At 70.5% G+C, this 19,130-nt stretch carries 19 protein-coding genes; 5 read left to right on the top strand and 14 right to left on the bottom strand.

Annotation, left to right across the window (positions count from 1 at the left end; all coding sequences use genetic code 11):
- Positions 1 to 5 precede the first annotated feature (5 nt).
- Both puhE and hemA read left to right on the top strand, forming a co-directional pair.
- Positions 6 to 836 (top strand): putative photosynthetic complex assembly protein PuhE, encoded by an 831-nt coding sequence (gene puhE, locus F6X38_RS09115; RefSeq protein WP_150969400.1) that lies wholly within the window; start codon positions 6 to 8, stop codon positions 834 to 836.
- A gap of 28 nt (positions 837 to 864) precedes the next feature.
- Positions 865 to 2,079: a 5-aminolevulinate synthase gene (gene hemA / locus F6X38_RS09110; protein ID WP_150969399.1), complete on the top strand. Its 1,215-nt coding sequence runs from the start codon at positions 865 to 867 to the stop codon at positions 2,077 to 2,079.
- A gap of 99 nt (positions 2,080 to 2,178) precedes the next feature.
- Here the strand turns inward: hemA and pufM are convergent, their stop codons facing one another.
- The 11 genes from pufM to F6X38_RS09055 form a co-directional block, all read right to left on the bottom strand.
- Complete coding sequence (gene pufM, locus F6X38_RS09105; protein WP_150969398.1) at positions 2,179 to 3,105, bottom strand: photosynthetic reaction center subunit M; 927 nt, start codon at positions 3,103 to 3,105, stop codon at positions 2,179 to 2,181.
- Positions 3,106 to 3,163: 58 nt separating this feature from the next.
- Positions 3,164 to 3,988, bottom strand: a complete 825-nt coding sequence (gene pufL / locus F6X38_RS09100; RefSeq protein WP_150969397.1) for a photosynthetic reaction center subunit L — start codon at positions 3,986 to 3,988, stop codon at positions 3,164 to 3,166.
- Positions 3,989 to 4,094: 106 nt separating this feature from the next.
- On the bottom strand, positions 4,095 to 4,283 hold the full coding sequence (gene pufA / locus F6X38_RS09095; RefSeq protein WP_150969396.1) for a light-harvesting antenna LH1, alpha subunit: 189 nt from the start codon (positions 4,281 to 4,283) through the stop codon (positions 4,095 to 4,097).
- A gap of 12 nt (positions 4,284 to 4,295) precedes the next feature.
- Positions 4,296 to 4,529, bottom strand: coding sequence for a light-harvesting antenna LH1, beta subunit (pufB, locus tag F6X38_RS09090; protein ID WP_150969395.1), 234 nt, complete (start codon positions 4,527 to 4,529; stop codon positions 4,296 to 4,298).
- A gap of 178 nt (positions 4,530 to 4,707) precedes the next feature.
- The gene (locus tag F6X38_RS09085; protein ID WP_150969394.1) at positions 4,708 to 4,944 is read right to left on the bottom strand and encodes a hypothetical protein; all 237 of its coding nucleotides are present in this window, start codon (positions 4,942 to 4,944) and stop codon (positions 4,708 to 4,710) included.
- A 50-nt stretch (positions 4,945 to 4,994) separates the two neighbouring features.
- Positions 4,995 to 6,446 (bottom strand): chlorophyllide a reductase subunit Z, encoded by a 1,452-nt coding sequence (gene bchZ, locus F6X38_RS09080; protein ID WP_150969393.1) that lies wholly within the window; start codon positions 6,444 to 6,446, stop codon positions 4,995 to 4,997.
- Positions 6,447 to 7,982 carry a chlorophyllide a reductase subunit Y gene (gene bchY, locus F6X38_RS09075; protein WP_150969392.1) on the bottom strand — a complete coding sequence of 512 codons (1,536 nt, stop codon included), beginning with the start codon at positions 7,980 to 7,982 and terminating at the stop codon, positions 6,447 to 6,449.
- Positions 7,983 to 7,987: 5 nt separating this feature from the next.
- The gene (locus F6X38_RS09070; protein WP_150969391.1) at positions 7,988 to 9,001 is read right to left on the bottom strand and encodes a chlorophyllide a reductase iron protein subunit X; all 1,014 of its coding nucleotides are present in this window, start codon (positions 8,999 to 9,001) and stop codon (positions 7,988 to 7,990) included.
- Positions 8,989 to 9,936, bottom strand: a complete 948-nt coding sequence (bchC, locus tag F6X38_RS09065; protein WP_150969390.1) for a chlorophyll synthesis pathway protein BchC — start codon at positions 9,934 to 9,936, stop codon at positions 8,989 to 8,991. Before bchC ends, F6X38_RS09070 begins: the two co-directional genes overlap by 13 nt.
- A gap of 89 nt (positions 9,937 to 10,025) precedes the next feature.
- Complete coding sequence (locus F6X38_RS09060; RefSeq protein ID WP_150969389.1) at positions 10,026 to 11,228, bottom strand: methyltransferase; 1,203 nt, start codon at positions 11,226 to 11,228, stop codon at positions 10,026 to 10,028.
- Positions 11,229 to 11,268: 40 nt separating this feature from the next.
- Positions 11,269 to 12,150 (bottom strand): polyprenyl synthetase family protein, encoded by an 882-nt coding sequence (locus F6X38_RS09055; RefSeq protein ID WP_150969388.1) that lies wholly within the window; start codon positions 12,148 to 12,150, stop codon positions 11,269 to 11,271.
- 90 nt (positions 12,151 to 12,240) lie between these two features.
- Between F6X38_RS09055 and crtD the strand changes: the two genes are divergently transcribed.
- A complete protein-coding gene (crtD, locus tag F6X38_RS09050; RefSeq protein WP_150969387.1) occupies positions 12,241 to 13,818 on the top strand; it encodes a 1-hydroxycarotenoid 3,4-desaturase CrtD in 1,578 nt (525 codons plus the stop codon).
- Between the two features lie 137 nt (positions 13,819 to 13,955).
- Positions 13,956 to 14,723, top strand: coding sequence for a hydratase (locus tag F6X38_RS09045; protein ID WP_202617955.1), 768 nt, complete (start codon positions 13,956 to 13,958; stop codon positions 14,721 to 14,723).
- On the opposite strand, the gene bchO is transcribed toward F6X38_RS09045, so the two are convergent.
- From bchO to bchI, 3 genes are read right to left on the bottom strand one after another with little or no spacing between them, the layout of a single operon-like run.
- Positions 14,671 to 15,576 (bottom strand): alpha/beta fold hydrolase BchO, encoded by a 906-nt coding sequence (bchO, locus tag F6X38_RS09040; protein WP_150969386.1) that lies wholly within the window; start codon positions 15,574 to 15,576, stop codon positions 14,671 to 14,673. The genes F6X38_RS09045 and bchO overlap by 53 nt on opposite strands.
- 8 nt (positions 15,577 to 15,584) lie before the next feature.
- A complete protein-coding gene (locus F6X38_RS09035) occupies positions 15,585 to 17,300 on the bottom strand; it encodes a magnesium chelatase subunit D (RefSeq protein WP_150969385.1) in 1,716 nt (571 codons plus the stop codon).
- Positions 17,297 to 18,319: a magnesium chelatase ATPase subunit I gene (bchI, locus tag F6X38_RS09030; protein ID WP_150969505.1), complete on the bottom strand. Its 1,023-nt coding sequence runs from the start codon at positions 18,317 to 18,319 to the stop codon at positions 17,297 to 17,299. The genes F6X38_RS09035 and bchI overlap by 4 nt, the downstream gene beginning before the upstream one ends.
- Before the next feature lie 351 nt (positions 18,320 to 18,670).
- Here bchI and F6X38_RS09025 point away from each other — a divergent pair, with 351 nt between their 5' ends.
- Positions 18,671 to 19,111 carry a pseudoazurin gene (locus F6X38_RS09025; RefSeq protein ID WP_150969384.1) on the top strand — a complete coding sequence of 147 codons (441 nt, stop codon included), beginning with the start codon at positions 18,671 to 18,673 and terminating at the stop codon, positions 19,109 to 19,111.
- Positions 19,112 to 19,130: the final 19 nt, after the last annotated feature.

The raw sequence follows: 19,130 nt of genomic DNA, 5'->3' as shown, positions 1-19,130 counted from the left end.
CCGAGATGGCCGCCACCCTCGCCGCGATCCTCTTCGCGCTCTTCGTCTGGTGGTTCTCCACCGGCCTCGTGATCTATCTCGACGGCCTGCCGCGAGAGACGTTCAAGTGGAGCATGCTCGGCGCGACGGTTCTGCTCGGCCTGTCCTGGTACGGGCTGCGGGCGTCTTCGGACGACACGACGACGGGCGGCGCCTATCTCGCCTTCGCCTCGGCGCTCGGCTGCTGGGCCTGGCACGAGATCAGCTTCTACATGGGTTACGTGACGGGTCCCCGGCGTCATCCTTGCGAGGAAGGCTGCCGGGGCTGGAGGCATCTCGGGCACGCGTTCCAGGTCAGCCTCTGGCACGAACTGGCGATCCTCGCCTCGTTCGGCGTGGTGGCGGCGCTCGCCTGGGGCGGGGCGAACGAGGTCGGGTTCCGGACCTTCGTGATCCTCTGGTGGATGCACGAGAGCGCCCGGCTGAACGTCTTCCTGGGCGTCCGCAACATCAACGCGCACTTCCTGCCGCCTCACCTCGCCTACCTGAAGAGCTTCCTCACCGTGAAGCCGATGAACCTTCTGTTTCCCGTGTCGATCACGCTCTCGACGGCGGTCTGCGCGGTACTCGGCACGGAGGCCGCCTTCACCACCGATCCGTTCACCCGCGCCGCCAACACCTTTCTCGCCACGATGATGGCGCTCGCGATCCTCGAACACTGGTTCCTCGTGCTCCCCGTTCCGGTGGAAGCCTTATGGAACTGGAGCATGCGGTCGCGCGGCGCCCATCCGCGCCACGAGCCTTCGAAACATCGCCTGACGCCGGCCGCCGCGCTGCGGTCGGCCGGGCAGGAATAGCCGCATCGGGGAACCGCGGGAGGGGCAGATGGACTTCGAGTCGTTCTTCGGGAACAAGCTCGACGCGCTGCGGGAGGAAGGCCGCTACCGCGTCTTCGCGGAGCTGGAGCGCCATGCCGGCGACTTCCCGCGCGCGACGCGGCACGCCGGCGGCGCGAAGGGCGAGGTCACCGTCTGGTGTTCCAACGACTATCTCGGCATGGGCCAGCATCCGAAGGTGCTCGCCGCGATGCACGAGGCGCTGGACCGCTGCGGCGCGGGGGCCGGCGGCACGCGCAACATCTCCGGCAACACCCACGACCACGTGCTGCTCGAACGCGAGCTGGCGGACCTCCACGGCAAGGAGGCGGCCCTGCTCTTCACCTCCGGCTACGTGTCGAACTGGACGGCGCTGTCGACGCTGGGCTCGCAGATCCCCGGCTGCGTCGTCTTCTCGGACGAAGGCAACCACGCCTCGATGATCGAGGGCATCCGCCATTCGCGCGCCGAGAAGCGGCTGTGGAAGCACAACGACCCACGCGACCTCGACCGGCTCCTGTCGGAATACGGCGCGGGCGTGCCGAAGCTCGTCGCCTTCGAATCCGTCTACTCGATGGACGGCGACGTTGCCCCGCTCGCCGAGATCGTCGAGGTGGCCGAGCGGCACGGGGCGATGACCTATCTCGACGAGGTCCACGCCGTCGGGCTCTACGGCCCGCGCGGCGGCGGCATCGCCGAGCGGGAGGGCCTGATGGATCGGCTCGACCTCATCGAGGGGACGCTCGGCAAGGCGTTCGGCGTCGTCGGCGGGTACGTCGCCGCGTCCGCGAGAACCTGCGACTTCATCCGCTCCTTCGCGTCCGGCTTCATCTTCACCACCGCGCTGCCGCCGGCGGTCGCCGCCGGGGCGCGGGCCTCGATCGCGCACCTGAAGCAGAGCCCGTTCGAGCGGGCGCGGCACCAAACCCAAGTCCGCCGGGTGCGCTCGCGGCTGGAGACTCTCGGGATCCCGGTGATGCCGAACCGGAGCCACATCGTGCCGGTGATGGTCGGAGATCCGGTGAAGTGCAAATGGATCAGCGACACGCTGCTCGACGGCTACGGCATCTATCTCCAGCCGATCAACTACCCGACCGTGCCGCGCGGCACGGAGCGGCTGCGCATCACGCCCTCGCCCCTCCATTCGGACGCGGACATCGACCACCTGATCGGCGCCCTGTCGGACCTCTGGTCCCGCTGCGCCATGGCGAGAGCCGTCGCCTGAAGGCGCAGCGGCCACAACCGGCAACGGAAAGCGGGAGAAATTCAAAGGCCGGCGGATAGCCGGCCTTTCTCGCGTCCTCGGAGGCTGTCGAGCGGTCGCTCAGCCCGGCAGGGCGAGGCCGTGCTTCTGGCCCCATTCGAACCAGTTGTCGACCACCGTGCCCGAGAGCAGGATGCCGATCCCGCCCGTCAGCGGGCAGAGGATCGCGAACCACCACGCCCAGCGGTGGACGGATTCGAAGGTGGCGTTGAAGCCCATGGTCCAGCGCCAGAACAAGGCGGCGCGCTCGGCCGCCGTGCCCCGATCGACGATCTGCTCGATCTCGCGCTCGCCGCCGAGCCGGCTGACCGCCAGGATCGTCGCGCCGTGCATCGCGAACAGGACGGCCGAGCCGTAGAGGAAGGCGATCGAGAGCATGTGGAACGGGTTGTAGAACAGGTTCCCGTGGTTCAGCGAGAAGTTGTTGGTCCAGTCGAGATGCGGGAAGATGCCGAACGGCACGCCCTCGCTCCACGAGCCGAGCAGCAGCGGGCGGATGAAGCCAAGCACGAGGTAGAGCCAGATCGCGGCCGCGAAGGCCCAGGGGATGTGCGTGCCGAGGCCGAGCGCCCGGGCGCGGCGGTACATCCGCGCCCACCAGAGCAGGATCGCCGAGGTCATGAAGAAGCCGGCCATCAGCCACCAGCCGCCCTCCTTCAGCGGCGGCAGGACCTTCAGCCCGTGCTGCGGCAGCGGCGGGTCGAGCGACAGCCAGAAGAACTGCTTGACGAATTCTTGCGGGTCCCAGTTCACCTTGGCCAGCATGTTGAGGCCGATGATCTCGATGGCGACGAAGCCGCACATGATCGAGGCGAGGCCGAGGCCGCCGAGATAGATCGGCCCGAGCTGGGCGTCGCCGAACTTGCCGAGCCAGTACGAGTAGCGGGCCTGCCTGCCCCGCGCCCAGACGCCTTCCGGGATCGGGACGCCGAGGTCCAGCTCGCCGCGAAGCTGCACGCGCGAAAAGATGTTCTGGTACTCGGCCATCGCGGCCTCCTCGCCAAGCCTGCCGTCTGTCGCCTCTGTCGCGGACCGTGCGGCCCGCCTATTTCCAGATCGGGATGCGCTGCCACCAGTCCCACCATTCCGGCCAGCCCTGGCTCCAGAGCGGCCCGCTGATGACGATGCAGATCGCGCTAAAGACCGAGGCGGAGACGGCGAGGAACAGGCCCAGCCGGTGGATGCCGAGCGTGCCGATCGAGTAGCCGATCGTGTCGCGGAAATAGGTGTTCTCGTGCTCGGCCGTCTTCACCTCGCGGCCCTTGCCGGGATTGGTGGCGGCGAGGATCAGCCCCCCGTGCAGCGCCAGCGCCAGGCAGTTCGTGAAGAAGAAGGTGATGGCGATCATGTGGACGGGGTTGTAGTGGAAGTTGCCGTATTGGTAGCCGGTGTTCGACACCCATTCGAGGTGCGACATGAACCCGTACGGAAAGCCGTTCGCCCAGGCGCCGAGCAGTACCGGCCGGATGACGACGAGCGTGACGTAGGCGAGGATCGCGGCGCTGAAGGCCCAGGGGACGTGCATCCCCATGCCGAGCTTCCTCGCGATCTCCGCCTGCCGGAGCGCCCAGGACACGAAGGCCCCGATGGCGCAGATCGTGACGACCTGCCAGAGGCCGCCTTCCTTCAGCGGCGCGAAGCCGAGGCCGACCTCCTGCGCGGGCGGGTTGATGCTGATCAGGAACGGGTTCCACGTCGGCCCGATCGCCGCGCCGTAGAGGATCAGCGAAATGCCGACGGCGGTGAAGAAGACGGTGGTCACGCCGAAGAAGCCGACGAAGAACGGCCCGACCCAGAAGTCGAAGAGGTCGCCGCCGACCAGGGTGCCGCCCCTGACGCGATATTTCCGCTCGAAGCTGAGCAACGCCATGACCCGGACCTCCCCGAAACGCTTGTCGCGTGACGACCTGGACGCTTGCGATGCGGGCGGTCGACGGTCGCGGGCCGCCCGCATCCTTGTTTGGCAGGGTTCCCGCCTAGCCGGCCTTGACCGGTCCCTCGATGCTCAGCGACGCCGCCGGCGTTGCGGGCGCCGGCCCTTCCAGCCAGTTGAACCGGTTGGTGCTGAGCAGGATGAAGTGAATCACCAGCGCGAGGATGAACAGGAACAGGAAGAGCGCGATCAGCGTCCTGCGCGGATCGAACAGAAGCCACATTCTCCACATCTCGGCCGCCTCCTAGCTCAACATCGAGACGACGGCACCGAACGCGTGCGTCGTGTGGGCATCGAGCGACGCGTAGCCGTTGGGTCCCGGCAGCCAGGGCCGCCAGATCCACGCGAGGATGTGGGCGAAGACCGCGACCCCCACGAAGACGAGGAAGCTCGTCTGGAAGATCTTGTGGAACTCCTTCGCCTCCGCCTCGGACATTCCCGTGAACGACCCGTCGGTTGCGGGAGGTCTGTCGGGCATGCCCGGCCTGCTGTCGATGCTTGGTCTGTCGACAATTCCTTCACTCATTGACATCATCAACCTCCTTTCCTCGGCCTTGCGGCCGGTGGCCGCGCGACGATCGCGCGGCATCGAGGCCGCGGCTCCCGGAGGCCCGCGGCGTTTTCCGGACGATTGGGCGACCGGAAACGGGCCGACCTCATTTGAAGGCGAAGGGGATGCAGGACGCCGCCCCCACCCTCGCCTCGGTGAAGACGGAACGGCGTGGCTCGCCCGGCGCCGGAGGCCGGCCGAGAAACAGGGCGAGCAGCCGCCGGACCACCGCGACGACGAGGAGTTGCGGGTAGATGAGGCAGAAGATCAGCCAGTATTCGCGCGCCTCCTCGCGCCGCCGGCGGCGGTACTCCGTGTGCCTGTCGACCTCGATCGTGGACATCGCCTGCCTCCCGGTCATTCACGCCCCGCGCTCTCCCGAGCGCTCAGGACTCATGCGAATTCGCGTCCAGCCCGCAGCGCCTCGGCGACGCGCGCCGCCGCGACCCTGTTCTCGCCCGCCCGGCGCGCCGCGCCTTCCGCGCCGTCGCGCAGGCGCTTGGCGGCCGAGATGCGCACGAGCACGGGCTCCGCCTCGATCGCCGCGTCCATCGCGCGGAGCGCGTCCGCGTCCCACGGCAGTTCCTGCGTGAGCCGCGCCACCGTGGCCTCGACCTGATCGAGTTCGAGCCCGAGCGGCAGGATCCTGAAGAGCGCGTCGAACAGCGCGTTGCAGACCTCCTGCACGAGGTAGGTCGCCCCCGCGTAGCCCATGAAGGGCGTGCCGGTGTGCCGCCGCACGATCGCGCCGGGGAACGAGGCCGGGATGAACGAGGCACGCCCGCCGGCCTCGGCCGCGTACATCCGTTCGTTGAACGAGCCGAAGAGGACGAGCGGCTGCTTGGCGCGCACCGCCTGGCGCACCGCCGCGTTGTCGGTCTTCTCCCCGGCCCGCCGCTGATAAGCGAAGGCGCAGGGGAAGCCCATGTCCTCTTCGAGGAAATGCCGGATGCCGCGCGCATAGGTCTCGGAGGCGACCACGCCGAAACTGGCGGTGGCGAAGAAGTCCTGCGTCACCGAGCGCCAGAGATCCCAGAGCGGCTTCACCGTCGTCATCTTCTCGCGCGCGATGAAGGGCTCGGGGTCGAGGCCGGTCAGCTCGCCGAGCTTCTCCAGGAAGGCGGTGGTGGAATGGAGGCCGATCGGGGCCTGGAGGTAGGGCTTCTCCAGCGCCTCGCAGAGCTTGCGGCCGAACTCGCGGTAGAGGCAGACGTTGACGTCGGCTTCACCCAGCTTCGGCACGTCCGCGATGTCGAGGCCGAGCGGGAAGACGCAATTCACCTCGCAGCCGATGCCTTCCACCAGGCGGCGGATCTCGGCGAGGTCGGAGGGCATGTTGAACGTGCCGTAGATCGGTCCGACGATGTTGACGCGCGGGGGTGCGCCTTCCGGCCGGGGCACGGCCTTGCGAGGCTTCTTCCCTTTCGGCCCGAACTCCTTCCACAGCCAGAGCATCGCCCGGTCGGCGCTCTGCCACTGGTCCTCGTCGATGGTGCGCGGCAGGAAGCGCATGATGCCGGTGCCTTCCGGCGTCACGCCCCCGCCGATCATCTCGGCGATGGAACCCGTCACCACGACGCTCGGCTTCGCGGGGTCGAGGGTGCCGTGCGCCCGCTTCATCGTGCCTTCCGTGCCGGTCTGGCCGAGTTCCTCCTCGGCGAGGCCGGTGACGACGATCGGCAGTTCGTGCGGCGGCAGGGCGTCGGTGTAGTGGAGCACCGAGGTCACGGGCAGGTTCTCGCAGCCGACCGGGCCGTCGATGACGACCTGCAGGCCCTTCACCGCCGTGAAGACGTAGACCGAGCCCCAGTAGCCCCCTGCCCTGTCGTGATCGAGGACCAGCATCTAGAAGTCCTCCATCCGGACGGAGGGCTTCGCGGCGACGGGCGGCCGGGCGGCGGGCGCCTCGACGGGTGGCAGGCGCGCGGCGTCCGGCCAGATACCGGCGCGGTGCTCCTTGCCGACGCCCTCGAAGAAGGCGGTCATGGCGTCGAAGCGCGCGGTGTTGCCGCTCGCGGCGTTCACCACCGCCGCGAGCGAACCCGCGCCCGCCGGCCCCATCAGCGGCCGCGCCGAGATGAGGTTGGTGAAGTAGAGCGCCGGAACGCTGCGCTGCTTGGCGTGCTGCACCACCGGCGTCGTGCCGACCGCCACCTCCGGCCGGAACTCGTCGAAAGCCGCGAGGTCGGTTTCCAGCGAGGCGCGGAACTCGACATGGACGCCGTGCGCCCGCAGCCACTCGGCGTCGGCGACGTTCCACGGCGTCTTCGGGCAGGCGGTGCCGACATAGCGAAGGTCCGCGCCGGATTCCTTCAGGAGCCGGCCGACGATCAGTTCCGAGCCCTCGTAGCCGGAGAGCGTGATGCGGGCGGTGATCGGCGCGCGCGCAAGCGCTTCGCGCGTCGCGCCGAGGACCGGCCCCTTGGCCGCGTCGACCTTCGCTCGGCCGATCCCGCAGGCAGCGCCGACCGCGTCGAGCCAAGCGCTCGTGCCTTCGACGCCGACGGGCGCCGAGCCGACGACGGTGCGGCCCGCCGCCTCGAACTCGCGCACGCTCGCCTTGTAGAACGGGTGGATCGCGGCGACCGCGGCGCAGTCGAGCGCGGCATAAAGCTCGCGCCATTCGCGCGTCGGCACGACCGGCCCGGCGGCAAGGCCCATCGGCTCCAGCATCCGGCCGATGGCGACGGGATCGGCCGGGAACATCTCGCCGAGCAGCGTCACGGTCGGGCGGTCCGCGAGCCCCGCGCGGGGCGCGGCCACCGGGCCGGCGGCGACTTCCGCCCGCGCATAGGCCAGCATCGCGCCGGCGAGCACGTCCTTCGCCTCCGCATGCGTCGGCACGCCGAAGCCCGGCACGTCGATGCCGATGATCCTGACGCCGTTGATCGCCTTCGGCAGCGCCTTCAGAGGCACGCCGGAGGCGGTCGGCACGCAGAGATTGGTGACGATCACCGCGTCGTAGAGGGCGGGATCGGCGAGCGTATGCACCGCCTCGCGGATGTCCTCGTAGAGCTTGCCGGTGACGAGCGTCTCGGAGTTGAACGGCACGTAGCCGACCGTGCGCTTGGCGCCGTAGAAGTGCGAGGTGAAGGTCAGCCCGTAGACGCAGCAGGCGGAGCCCGACAAGACGGTCGCCGTGCGGCGCATGCGAAGGCCGACGCGCAAAGATCCGAATGCCGGGCACATCGACTGCGGCTGATCGTGCGGCCCCTGCGGATAGTCGGCGCGGAGCTTGCGCATGAGTTCGCCGTTGCCGGCGGCTTCCGCCGCGCGGGAAAGTTCCGCCTTGCCGCCGTGGCAGCCGGAGCTTTCGGCGGCGGCGGAAGCGTGGACGGCTTCCGTTGCGGTGCCCGAGTCGATGTCCGCCCGCCCGTCCATCGCCGTCAGACCGCGTCGTAGACGACTTCGAGGGACGGCTTCGCGACGACCCGGCCGCCGCGCATGTCGGCCTCCGTCGCGGGTTCCAGCGCCACCGAGCCGCCGGTCTGCTCGGCGGAGAACAGCGCCAGCAGCTCGTCCTGCGTCAACGGGGCCGGGCGGCGCGGGCCGGAGGCGGCGACGTTCTGGGCGAGCTCGTCGAAGAGCGGTCCCCAGCGACCTTCCGGCGTGCCGACGATCTGATAGTTCGCGCTTTTCCGGCGGATGTCGTCGTCGGCGGGAATCGCCGCGAGGACCGGGATGCCGACGGCCTTCGCGAAGGCCGCCGCCTCGCCCGTCCCGTCGTCCTTGTTGATCACCATGCCGGCGACGCCGACATTGCCGCCGAGCTTGCGGAAGTAGTCGACCGCCGAGCAGACGTTGTTGGCGACGTAGAGCGACTGAAGGTCGTTCGAGCCGACCACGATCACCTTCTGGCACATGTCGCGCGCGATCGGCAGGCCGAAGCCGCCGCACACGACGTCGCCGAGGAAGTCGAGCAGCACGTAGTCGAAGCCCCAGTCGTGGAAGCCGAGCTTCTCCAGGAGCTCGAAGCCGTGGATGATGCCGCGCCCGCCGCAGCCCCGGCCGACCTCCGGGCCGCCGAGCTCCATGGCGAAGACGCCGCCCCGCTTGAAGCAGACGTCGCCGATCCGCACGTCCTCGCCGGCGGCCTTCTTCTTCGCCGAGGTCTCGATGATGGTCGGGCAGGCGCGCCCGCCGAACAGCAGCGAGGTCGTGTCGGACTTCGGATCGCAGCCGATGAGGAGAACGCGCTTGCCGCGCGCCGCCATCATGTGGCTGAGATTGGCCAGCGTGAAGCTCTTGCCGATCCCGCCCTTGCCGTAGATGGCGATGATCTGCGTCTCCTTCTTCGCCTCGCCGGTCGCCACCGGTTCGGGTTCCATCGCGGCTTCCGCCCGGACGCTTTCCACCAGCGCCAGAAGGCCGCCCTCGGAAGCGGATGTCAGTGCGTCCATGCGAGCGGCCTCCAGTCGAGCACCATCTTCAGGCAGCCCGGATCGCCGAAGGCGGTCGCATAGGCGTCGGCATGGGCGCTCGGCGCCGCCTCGTGCGTGACGAGACCGTCCAACGACAGCCGCCCGTCCGCCGCCATCTCGGCCACCGCGACGAGGTCGTTGCGCCGCCATTCCGCGGCGACGCGGATCGAGGCCTCGCGCATGAAGGCCGGCGGGAAGGCGAAGGACAGGCGCCGGCTGTAGAAGCCGGCGAGCACGATCTCGCCGCCGCGCGCGAGGCGGGAAACGAGGGCGTCGAGGATGTCCGGGTCGCCGCTCGCGTCGCAGACACGAGCGTAGTCGCGGCGCTCGTCCGCATCCGGATCGACCACGTCGTAGCCGGCCGCGCCCGTGCGCCGCCGGGGATCGCGCTCCCAGACGGTCGGGCGTCCGCCCCCGGCCACGACGAGGCGGGCGACGAGGCGACCGAGGACGCCGTGCCCGACGATGAGTTCCGGCCCCTTGCGGGTGTCCGGCGAGACCGCGTGATGCGCGGTCGCGGCCAGCGCGAGGAGAACCGCCTGCCGCTCCAGCGCGCCGTCCACCGGCATCGCCTTCGCGCCGGGAATCACGACCCGCGACGAGGCGCCGCCGAACAGGCCGCGCGCGTCCCGATAGCAGTTCGCCCCCGGCACGAAGACGCGCTCGCCGACCTTGCGGCCGGACAGGGGCCCCGCTTCCACGACGCGGCCGACCGACTCGTAGCCCGGCACCAGCGGGTAGCCCATGCCTGGAAACGACGGCATCTTTCCCGACCAGAGCAGGCGTTCGGTCCCGGTCGAGATGCCGCTCCATTCCATGTCGACGACGATATCGGCGGGCGTCGGATCGCCGAGCACGAGGTCCGACAATCGCGCTTGGCCCGGCTCTTCCAAGAGGATCGCCTTGGCTTTCATCGTCCGATCCCTCCCACCGGGGCGGCACGGCCCGCGGCTTGGATGTGATGTGTAATTTTATATTTACAACATTAATTGTCAAACAAATTTTACAGTGGCCGAACGCCCCTCGCGCCCTTTCCAGCTGGCGCCGGCCCGCGCCTGAGAGGCTGCGGCCTTGCCCTCGCCGCGAGGCTTCGCGCGATCACGGGAGTGTTGGTCTCGAGCGGTACGACGCCGTCGAAACCGGCCCGATGCAGCATCCGGCCGATCTCCCCCGTCGTTCGCGGCCGCCCCTGTCCCACGGCGAAGAGGTAGAAGCCGAAATAGGCGTCGCCGCTTTCCCGCGCGCCGGGCGTTCCCGCCATCGGCTCCGTCACGAGCAACGTGCCGCCCGGCGCGATCGCGCGCCGCACCGCTTCGAGGATCGCCAGCGCCTCTTCGTCGTCGTGGTCGTGGAGCACGCGGTTCAGCGTCACGACGTCGGCGCCGGCCGGCAGCGCGTCGGCGAAGAGATCGCCGACGACGACCTCCCCGCGATCCGCCAGCCCCGCCCGCGCGATGTTCGCGCGCGCCGTCCCGGCGACGGCCGGCAGGTCGAAAAGCGTGAGTTCGAGGTGCGGGGCCTGCTTGCCCACCGCGATCAGGAACGAGCCGTCGCCACCCCCGACGTCGAGCAGGCGTTTGTGGCCGCGGAACGTATAGGCGTCGAGGATCTCCGCGTTGACCAGCCCTTGCGAGGCAGCCATGAGCTCGGTGTAGCCCGCGCGGTCCGGCGACGAGGGTTCATGCCCCTCCTCGTCCGTTCCGGTCTCCTCGCCCTTGCCTTCCCCGTAGGTCCAGTAGCGGCCGAGTTCCGGCTGCGTTTCGCCCCTCAGCAGCGCGATCGGGTCGGCGAGATCGCGATAGAGCATGTCGTGGTGCAGGATCATCGCCCTCGCGCCGGGATTGTCGACGAGCGCCGCCCCGAGGCTCCCGAGCGCGTAGCGGCGCCGGCCGCGCGCCTCGACGAGATCGAGCGCGGCGGCCCCTTTCAGCAGCCGCTCCGCCGCCGGCTCCGGCAGGTCGGTTCGCCGCGCGATCTCCGCAAGTTCCAGCGGGCCCGCGGCCAGCATGTCGAAGAGACCGCACCGGACAGAGGCGTAAAGAATCTGCGAATAGACGAAACCGGCGGACAGGTCGAAGAGCGCTTTCGCTTGGCGACGGGCGTAGCCCTTCGTCAGCGGCGAGTTCGCCGCCCTGCGGCGGAAATCCGGATCGGCGATCCGGCGAACGCGACCCTCGCGCATGCGATCCAGCCAGGTCGGCAGCATCTGCACCTCCTCGAACAGCCGGGTTGTCCATCCAGTCTCGTCAAGCCGCGTATTGCGTCGCGTCCTCCGGCAGGAAGCGCGACGCCTGCAGGCGGATCTGCGTCTTGAGGGCGTCGGCGCCAGGGCAGACCGGCACGCCGTCCGTCGCTTCCTCGACGAGCGACTTCAGGCGCAGCGCCGCGCCCCGGAGCCCGAGTTCGCGAACCGCGTTCGGACGGCCGAGGGCCTCGTCGCGGCCGACCGGCTTGCCGATCGTCCGCTCGCTGCACATCACGTCGCGGATATCGTCGGCGACCTGATAGGCCTCGCCGAGCCGGTAGCCGAGGAGCCCCCAGGCATCCGCCGCCGCGGCACCCGCAGCTACGGCTCCCGCCTGCGCGGCCCCGGCGAAGAGCGCCCCCGTCTTGGCGCGCTGGTAGAGGCCGAGATCGGGGTCCGGCTCGCTCTCCCAGCCCTGACCCGCCACGATTCCGTTCGGCATGCCGACGGCGCGCGCGATCACCAGCGACAGGCTCGCCGCGCGCAGCGGATCGGCGGCGGCCGCCAGCGCCACCGTCTCGAAGGCCAGCACGATCAGCGCATCGCCGGCGAGCAGCGCCAGCGCCTCGCCATGCGCGGCGTGGACGGAGGGCCGCCCCCGGCGGAGCGCGGCGTCGTCGAAGCAGGGCATGTCGTCGTGCACGAGCGAAGCGCAATGGAGAAGCTCCACGGCGACCGCGGCGGCATTGGCGACCAGCGGCCGGTCGTCGCCGCAGGCGAGCGCCACCGAAAGCGCGAGGCGCGGGCGGATCCGCTGGCCGGCCGGGAAGACCGAGGCCTCGCAGGCCGCGGCGAGGCGCGGCGGCGCGGCGGCGCCCGTCACTCGGGCGAGCGCCCGACGCAGCGCGTTCTCGATCCTCTGCGAAAGCTCGTCTCCAGCCATCCGATCCTCCCGAGGCAAAGGCGTATGGACGCGACCATATGTAAATGATAGTTGACACAATAAATGACAAAAGAAAACGACAATCGTCCGATGGGTGGGCGGCAGGCGCGCCGCCGGGTCGTTGTTGTCGGCGCCGGCATCGGCGGCCTCGTCGCGGCGCTCGTCATGGCGGTGGCCGGCGCCGAGGTGACGGTTCTGGAAAAGGCGCCGCGGTCGGGCGGCAAACTGCGCCGTGTTGCCGTCGCCGGGCACGCGATCGAGTCAGGCCCGACCGTCCTCACCATGCGCTGGGTCTTCGAGGCGATCTTCGCGACGGCAGGGGCTCGGCTCGACGCGCACCTGCGGCTGACGCCCGCGAGCGTTCTCGCCCGGCACTTCTGGGACGACGGTTCGGTGATGGACCTCCACGCCGACGAGGACGCTTCGGCCGCGGCGGTGGCGGCGCTCGCCGGCCCGAACGAAGAGGAGGGCTACCGCGCCTTCCGCCGCTTGACGGCGGAAGTCTTCGGAACGCTCGAAGCGGGCTTCGTCGAGCATCCCGCCCCCAACATCGCGACATTGACGCGATCGGTCGGCCTTGGCGGCCTCGCGCGGCTGTCGCGCATCGAGCCGTTCAACGCGCTCGCGAAGGTCGTCGGGCGTCACTTCCGCGATCCGCGGCTTCGCCAGCTTTTCGGGCGCTACGCCACCTATTGCGGCTCCTCCCCCTATCTGGCGCCCGGCCCGCTGATGCTGATCGCCCATGTCGAGCAGCGCGGCGTCTGGCTGGTGGAGGGCGGCCTGACGCGGATCGCCGAAGCGCTGGAGCGGATCGGGCGCGAATGGGGGATCGAGTTCCGCCACGGCGCGGAGGTCGCAGCCATCGAAGCGCCGCGCGGGACGGCGACGGGCGTCCGGCTTGGCTCGGGCGAAAGGATCGCTGCCGACGCGGTGGTATTCAACGGCGACCCGGCCGCCCTCGCCGCCGGGCTTCTGGGAAGCGACGTCAGCCGGGCCGTACCCGGCGTCGCACCCGGGCATCGGTCGCTGTCGGCGCTGACCTGGTCGATGCGGGGGGACGTGCAGGGCTTCCCACTGTCGCATCACAACGTTTTCTTCTCGAAGGACTATCCGGCCGAGTTCCGCGACCTCTTCGCCCGGAACCGGCTGCCCGAGGACCCGACCGTCTACGTCTGCGCGCAGGATCGCGACGCGCGCGCCACGGCCACCGTCCGGGGCGAGGAAAGCCTCTTCCTGCTCGTCAACGCGCCGGCCCGGTCCGACACCCATCCCTTCAGCCAAGAGGAGATCGCAGCATGCGAGACGCGGATGGTGGTACGGCTGGCGCGGGCAGGCTTGAGGATTTCCGGCAGGCGCGAAGCGAGCGTCCGGACGGAGCCGGGCGATTTCGCGGCGATGTTTCCGGGGTCAAGCGGAGCGCTCTACGGCCGGGCGTCGCATGGCTGGGCGGCGTCGTTCCGCCGGCCGGGCGCGAAGACCCGTATCAAGGGGCTGTTCCTGGCGGGAGGGGGGACGCATCCGGGCGCGGGCGTGCCGATGGCTGCGCTATCGGGCCGGCACGCGGCCTCGGCGGTGCTGACGCATTTGGCTTCGACCGCGCGGTCCCGCCCGGCGGCTATGCCTGGTGGTATCTCGATGCGATCGGCGACGACGGGCGGAACGCGCTGACGGTCATCGCCTTCATCGGCAGCGTCTTCTCGCCGTACTACGCGGCGGCGCGGCGGCGGCGTGAGGGCGCGGCCGATCCCTTCGACCATGTCAGCATCAACGCCATCCTCTACACGCCGCACGGCAAGCGCTGGGCGATGACGGAGCGGGGCCGAGGCACCCTGAATGCCAGCGCCGCACGCCTCGCGATCGGCCCGAGCGCCTGGACCTGGACCGGCCGGCAGCTCGTCATCGACATCGACGAATGGACCGTGCCCGTTCCGAAGCGCCTGCGCGGCCGCATCATCGTCGAGCCGGGGCCGGTCTTCGCGGAGGAAATCTGCCTTCACGACAACCGCCGACATTTCTGGCGGCCGGTCGCGCCCTGCGCCCGCGTCGAGGCGCGGTTCGACCATCCCGATCTCGGCTGGCGGGGCAGCGCCTATCTCGACATGAACCACGGCGCGGAGCCGCTGGAAGCGGGCTTCCGCCGCTGGGACTGGTGCCGGAGCGAGGCCGACGGCGGGACCCGCATCCATTACGAGACGTCGCCGCGCGAAGGTGGGCCGCGCAGCCTCGCGCTCGAATACCGGCGCGACGGGACGCTCGCCTCGCTCGCGGCCAAGCCGAGCCGGCCCCTGCCGCGAACCGGCTGGCGCGTCGCGCGCTCGGCGCCGGGAGCGGCGCATGTCGAACGGACGCTGGAGGACACGCCCTTCTACAGCCGCTCGATGCTCGGCCAGGACGGGTCGCGGCGGCGCGCGATCCACGAGACGGTCGATCTCGACCGTTTCCGCTCGCGCTGGGTGCAGGCGCTGCTGCCGTTCAAGATGCCGCGGCTCGCGGGTCGAGGCGGCGCCTCCGTACCCGTTCTCAGCCCGGCCCTGCCGGGACGACTCCGGCCTCCGCTGCAGCCCGGCGAATGAGCGCGGCGATCTCGGCCGGCTCGCTTTCGTGCACGAGATGGCCGCCGCGCCGGATCGGCACGACCCGGGCGTTCGGCATGCGGGCCGCGACGGTCCGCGCGTCGGCCGGCGGGATCGCCCGGTCGTCGGCGGCGGCGACGAGCACGAGCGGCATGGCGAGAGCGGGCAGACGCCGCTCGATCGGGTCGAGGTCCCAGTTCGCCATCATGCCGAGCGTCGCCGCGACATGGCCGGACGATCGGAACAGGCGCGCATAGAGTTCGACGCCGCGCGCATCGACGGCGGAGCCGGTGCTTTCGAGCAGCCGGCGCGTGGCGTCGCGGCTGATCGCCCGGAGCGCGAACAGCCGGGGCGCCAGCGGATTGAGGAACAGCAGCTTGGCGAGCGGCGAGAACAGCGCCGCCCCCCGGATCGGCAGCAGCGCCCCGTTGAGGGCGACCACCGTTTCGGGACGGATGGAGCCGTCGAGCGCCATCGCGACCAGAACGGCGGCGCCGGCGGAATGGCCGACCGCGACTTGCGGCTCGAACCCCGCTTCGGCGAGGACGCCGCGCACGAGCCTCGCCATGCCCGGCAGCGAGAGGCCGTCGCCGGAGGCGGGATGCTGCGTGAAGCCGTGGCCGGGAAGGTCGAGCGCCAGCACTCGGAATCCCGAGGCCGCCAGCAAGGGCGCGAGGTCGCGGAACGAATGGGTCGCCGCCCCCGTGCCGTGGACGAACAGGACGCGCGGCCCCTCGCCCATCTCCTGCAGGTGCCAGAGCAGCCCGCCGGAGCGCACGAAGCGGCTGAATGCCCGGTTCGGCCAGTCGCGGCCTTCGACGCTCCAAGACGGGCTGCGCAAACCACCGAACATGGAAGCCGTCAGGCCTTCATTCTCGCGCCGACTTCCTGGGCCAAGCTTCGCGCTCCTCCTTGCGGCAGCGCCAGGTATTCGGCGCCGAGGTTGCGGGCGAGTTCCGCCGTGCGTGGCTGCGCTCGCCGGGCCGTGTCGATCAGGATGGCGCGGACGCCCGATTGCCGAAATCGCAGCGCCGCGCCCGCCAGATCCGCGGCCAGCTTATCCGCTGCGCTCGTGCCGTCCAGCGCGACATTGCCGCGTCCGTCGGTGAGGAAGACCACGATCGCGTCCTGCCCCTTGCGCACGGACGCCGCCGCCACTCGCGAGGCGAGGAGGATGCCGTCCGCCAGAGGCGTGCCGCCGCCGCCGGGCAAGGCCGCAAGGCAGCGCTTGGCGCGGACCAGCGAGCGCGTCGGCTCGAGCAGCGTTTCGGCGCGCCGGCCGCGAAAGGCGATCAGGGCGACGCTGTCGCGGCGGACGTAGCATTCGGCCAGCAAGTGCTCCACCGCGCCCTTGGCTTCGGCGAGGCGCTCCACCGCGGCCGAACCGGAGGCGTCGACGGCGAAGATCGCGGTCGTACCGGTCTTCGTCCTAGCGCGGACGAAGCGGAAATCGTCCTTGCGCACATGGAGCCGTTTCGAAGGCGAAGCCTCCTGCATGCCGGTGCGCGCGCGGATAAGCTGCCAGGGCGCCGCCTGCCGAAGCGTCGCGAGAAGGTCGATCCGCGCATCCGGAACCGGTTTCCTGGCGCTCGGCGTCAGCGCACGGCCACGCCGCCCGTGCGCCTCCGTCGCACCGGCCTTGCCGGCGATGCCGCGCTTCGCCCGCTCGCGCGACGTCGCCTGGAGGGCGAGGAGCACGTTCCGCGGCAGGACGGTCCGCACGGCGTCGAGAACCACGTCCGGCGCAACGCCGTCGGTCGCCGGCGCTGGCTCGCGATCCGGATCGCGAGGCGCGACGCCGTCTTCCGGGGGCGCGTGCGAAGCAGGTTCTTCCGCCTCCGCCGCGCTTTCCGCCGGGTCCGGCAGCCGCACGCCGAGCACGAGCCGCAGCGCCGCGACGGCGTCTTCCGCCTCGACATGAGTAACGCCGCGAAGCGCGGCAACCGCGCGCGCCGCTCGAACGAGGTGCAGCGGCGCGCGGAGGGACGCGAGCCCGAGCGCCGTCGCTGCCGAAGCGAGCGCTGCCACCACATCCTCCCCCATCTCCACAGCGCCGAGCCGCGAGCGCGCGGCGCGGATGTCCGGCGTAACGATGGTCCGTGCCGTTTCTCGCCAGGACAGGGCATCGAGATCGACGACCAGCCCGAGGCGGTCGGCAAGGACGGGCACGAGCCGTTCGTCGTCCTCCGCGCTTTCATCGAGCGCGATCAGCGCGAAACGAACCAGCTTCTCGTCCAACGCCGCCGCGATCACACCGGCGGCGGTGCGGTCCAGCCGCTCCGCCATGGCCACGACGAGACAGCCGCCGTCCACTGCCTCCAGCAGTCCGGGCTCGGCGACCGGACGGCCGCGCCCGAGCGTTGCAGCGAGGTCGAGGCCGCCGACCAGCCGCTCTGCCGCGATGCCGCCCGCAACGCGCCGGATCGGCACCTCGGGGCCGAGGCAGCGCGCGAGCTCGTCGAGCCAGCGGTCGCGCACGGGTCCGGCTCGCGAGCGCACCCGGATGCCGCCGAGCCCGCGGCCGTCGACAGCGACGAGGGCGGCGGCGAGACAGGCGTCCACCCAGGCGCTCGTCACGCGGCGATCTCGACGAGGGCGCGCTCGACGCGCGCGCCGGAGCCGCTTTCGTCCAGCGGATCGCGCCGCAGCCGGTGCCGCAGCGCGGAGACGGCGACGGCGCGGACCGCGCCGGCGGTCACCGCCGCGCCGCCCTCCAGCGCCGTCAGCGCTCTCGCCGCCCGGACGAGCGTCAGTTCGCCTCGAAGGCCGTCGACGCCGAGCGCGAGACAGAGCGCCGCTGCCTGCTCGAGGACCGCATCCGACGTCGCGACGGAGCTCAGCGCGTCCCTCGCCTTGCCGATCCGCGCGCGGAGCGCCGCGTCCTTGCGTTTCCAACTCTCCGCGAAGGCGCGTGGATCCCGGTCGAAGGCGTCGCGGCGCTTGACGACCTCGACGCGCGTCGCGACATCGCCCGGCGAAGCCACTTCCACGGAAAGCCCGAAGCGGTCGAGCAGTTGCGGACGGAGCTCGCCTTCCTCCGGATTGCCACTGCCGACGAGCACGAAGCGCGCCGCGTGGCGAACGCTCAGCCCTTCCCGCTCCACCACGTTGAAGCCGGAGGCCGAAACGTCGAGCAGGAGATCGACGAGATGGTCTTCGAGGAGGTTGACCTCGTCGATGTAGAGGAAGCCGCGATGGGCCCTGGCGAGAAGGCCCGGTTCGAAGGCCTTCTCGCCCGAAACGAGCGCCTTTTCGAGATCCAGCGCGCCGGCGACCCGGTCCTCGGTCGCGCCGAGCGGCAGGTCGACCACGGGAACCGGGGCCTTGCGCGACTTCGCGCGGCCGTTCGCGGCGTCCTTCGCGCATTGCGGGCAGCGATCCCGCTCGTCCGCGGGGTCGCAGTTGTAGCGGCAGTCGCCGGTCACCCTCATCGGCGGCAATAGCCCTGCGAGCCCCCGGATCGCGGTCGTCTTGCCCGTGCCGCGATGGCCGAAGACCAGGATGCCGCCGATGCGCGGATCGACGGCGGCGAGCAGCAGCGCCCGCTTCATCTCCTCCTGGCCGACGATCGCCGAGAACGGATAGCTGAACTCCATGCCGTGACCCGTGCAACGCCTGCCCTGCACCGTCCGGAACCGCTTTCCCGCCGGCGCGCCGGAATGGCCGACAGTGTGCCGGACACTTCCGACTGTCAATCTGTTTTGACATATCTGCTTTGACAGATTTCGGCTTTGGGAGTAGCTCTTGCCATCGGAAGGCATCGAGCCGCCGCGACGGCGGAAGGAGGGTTCGGCCGAGCCGGAACGCCCGCGCCCGGCATGCTATCTCGACGAAAATCCCGTCGCTGCCAGCCTCGTTTCATCCATCACCGATCCGTTCCGTCCGGCCCGCACCCCGGTTTCGAGGGGTGGCAGGTGGATGGCGTTCAACCAGGGAGGAGAAAGTCCATGAAGTCTGCGTTGATGTTGCTCGCGGCCCTGCCGCTCGTCGTCGCCGTGCCCGCCATCGCGGCGGACCATCAGGTGAAGATGGTGAACAAGGGCGCGAAGGGCGAGATGGTGTTCGAGCCGGACCTCATCACGGCCGCGCCCGGCGATACCGTGACCTTCATCCCGACCGACGCGGGCCACCTCGCCGAAACTATGAAGGGCATGGTCCCGGCCGGCGGCAAGGAGTTCAAGGGCAAGGCCGGCAAGCCGGTGACGATGACGGTCGACGCCGAGGGCGTCTACGGCATCAAGTGCCAGCCGCACTATTCCATGGGGATGGTCGCCCTCGTGGTCGCGGGCAAGCCGACGAACCTCGCCGAGGCGAAGGCCGTCAAGCAAGTATCCCCGAAGGCGAAGGCGCGTCTCGACGAACTGTTCGCAGAGGTCCCGAGCAACTGAGGCGGCGGCGCGGCTTGCG

This window comes from Plantimonas leprariae (assembly GCF_008802405.1).
GTDB lineage: Bacteria > Pseudomonadota > Alphaproteobacteria > Rhizobiales > Rhizobiaceae > Plantimonas > Plantimonas leprariae.
Note: the sequence above shows the minus strand (reverse complement) of the source record. Positions and strands in the feature narration are given on the sequence as shown.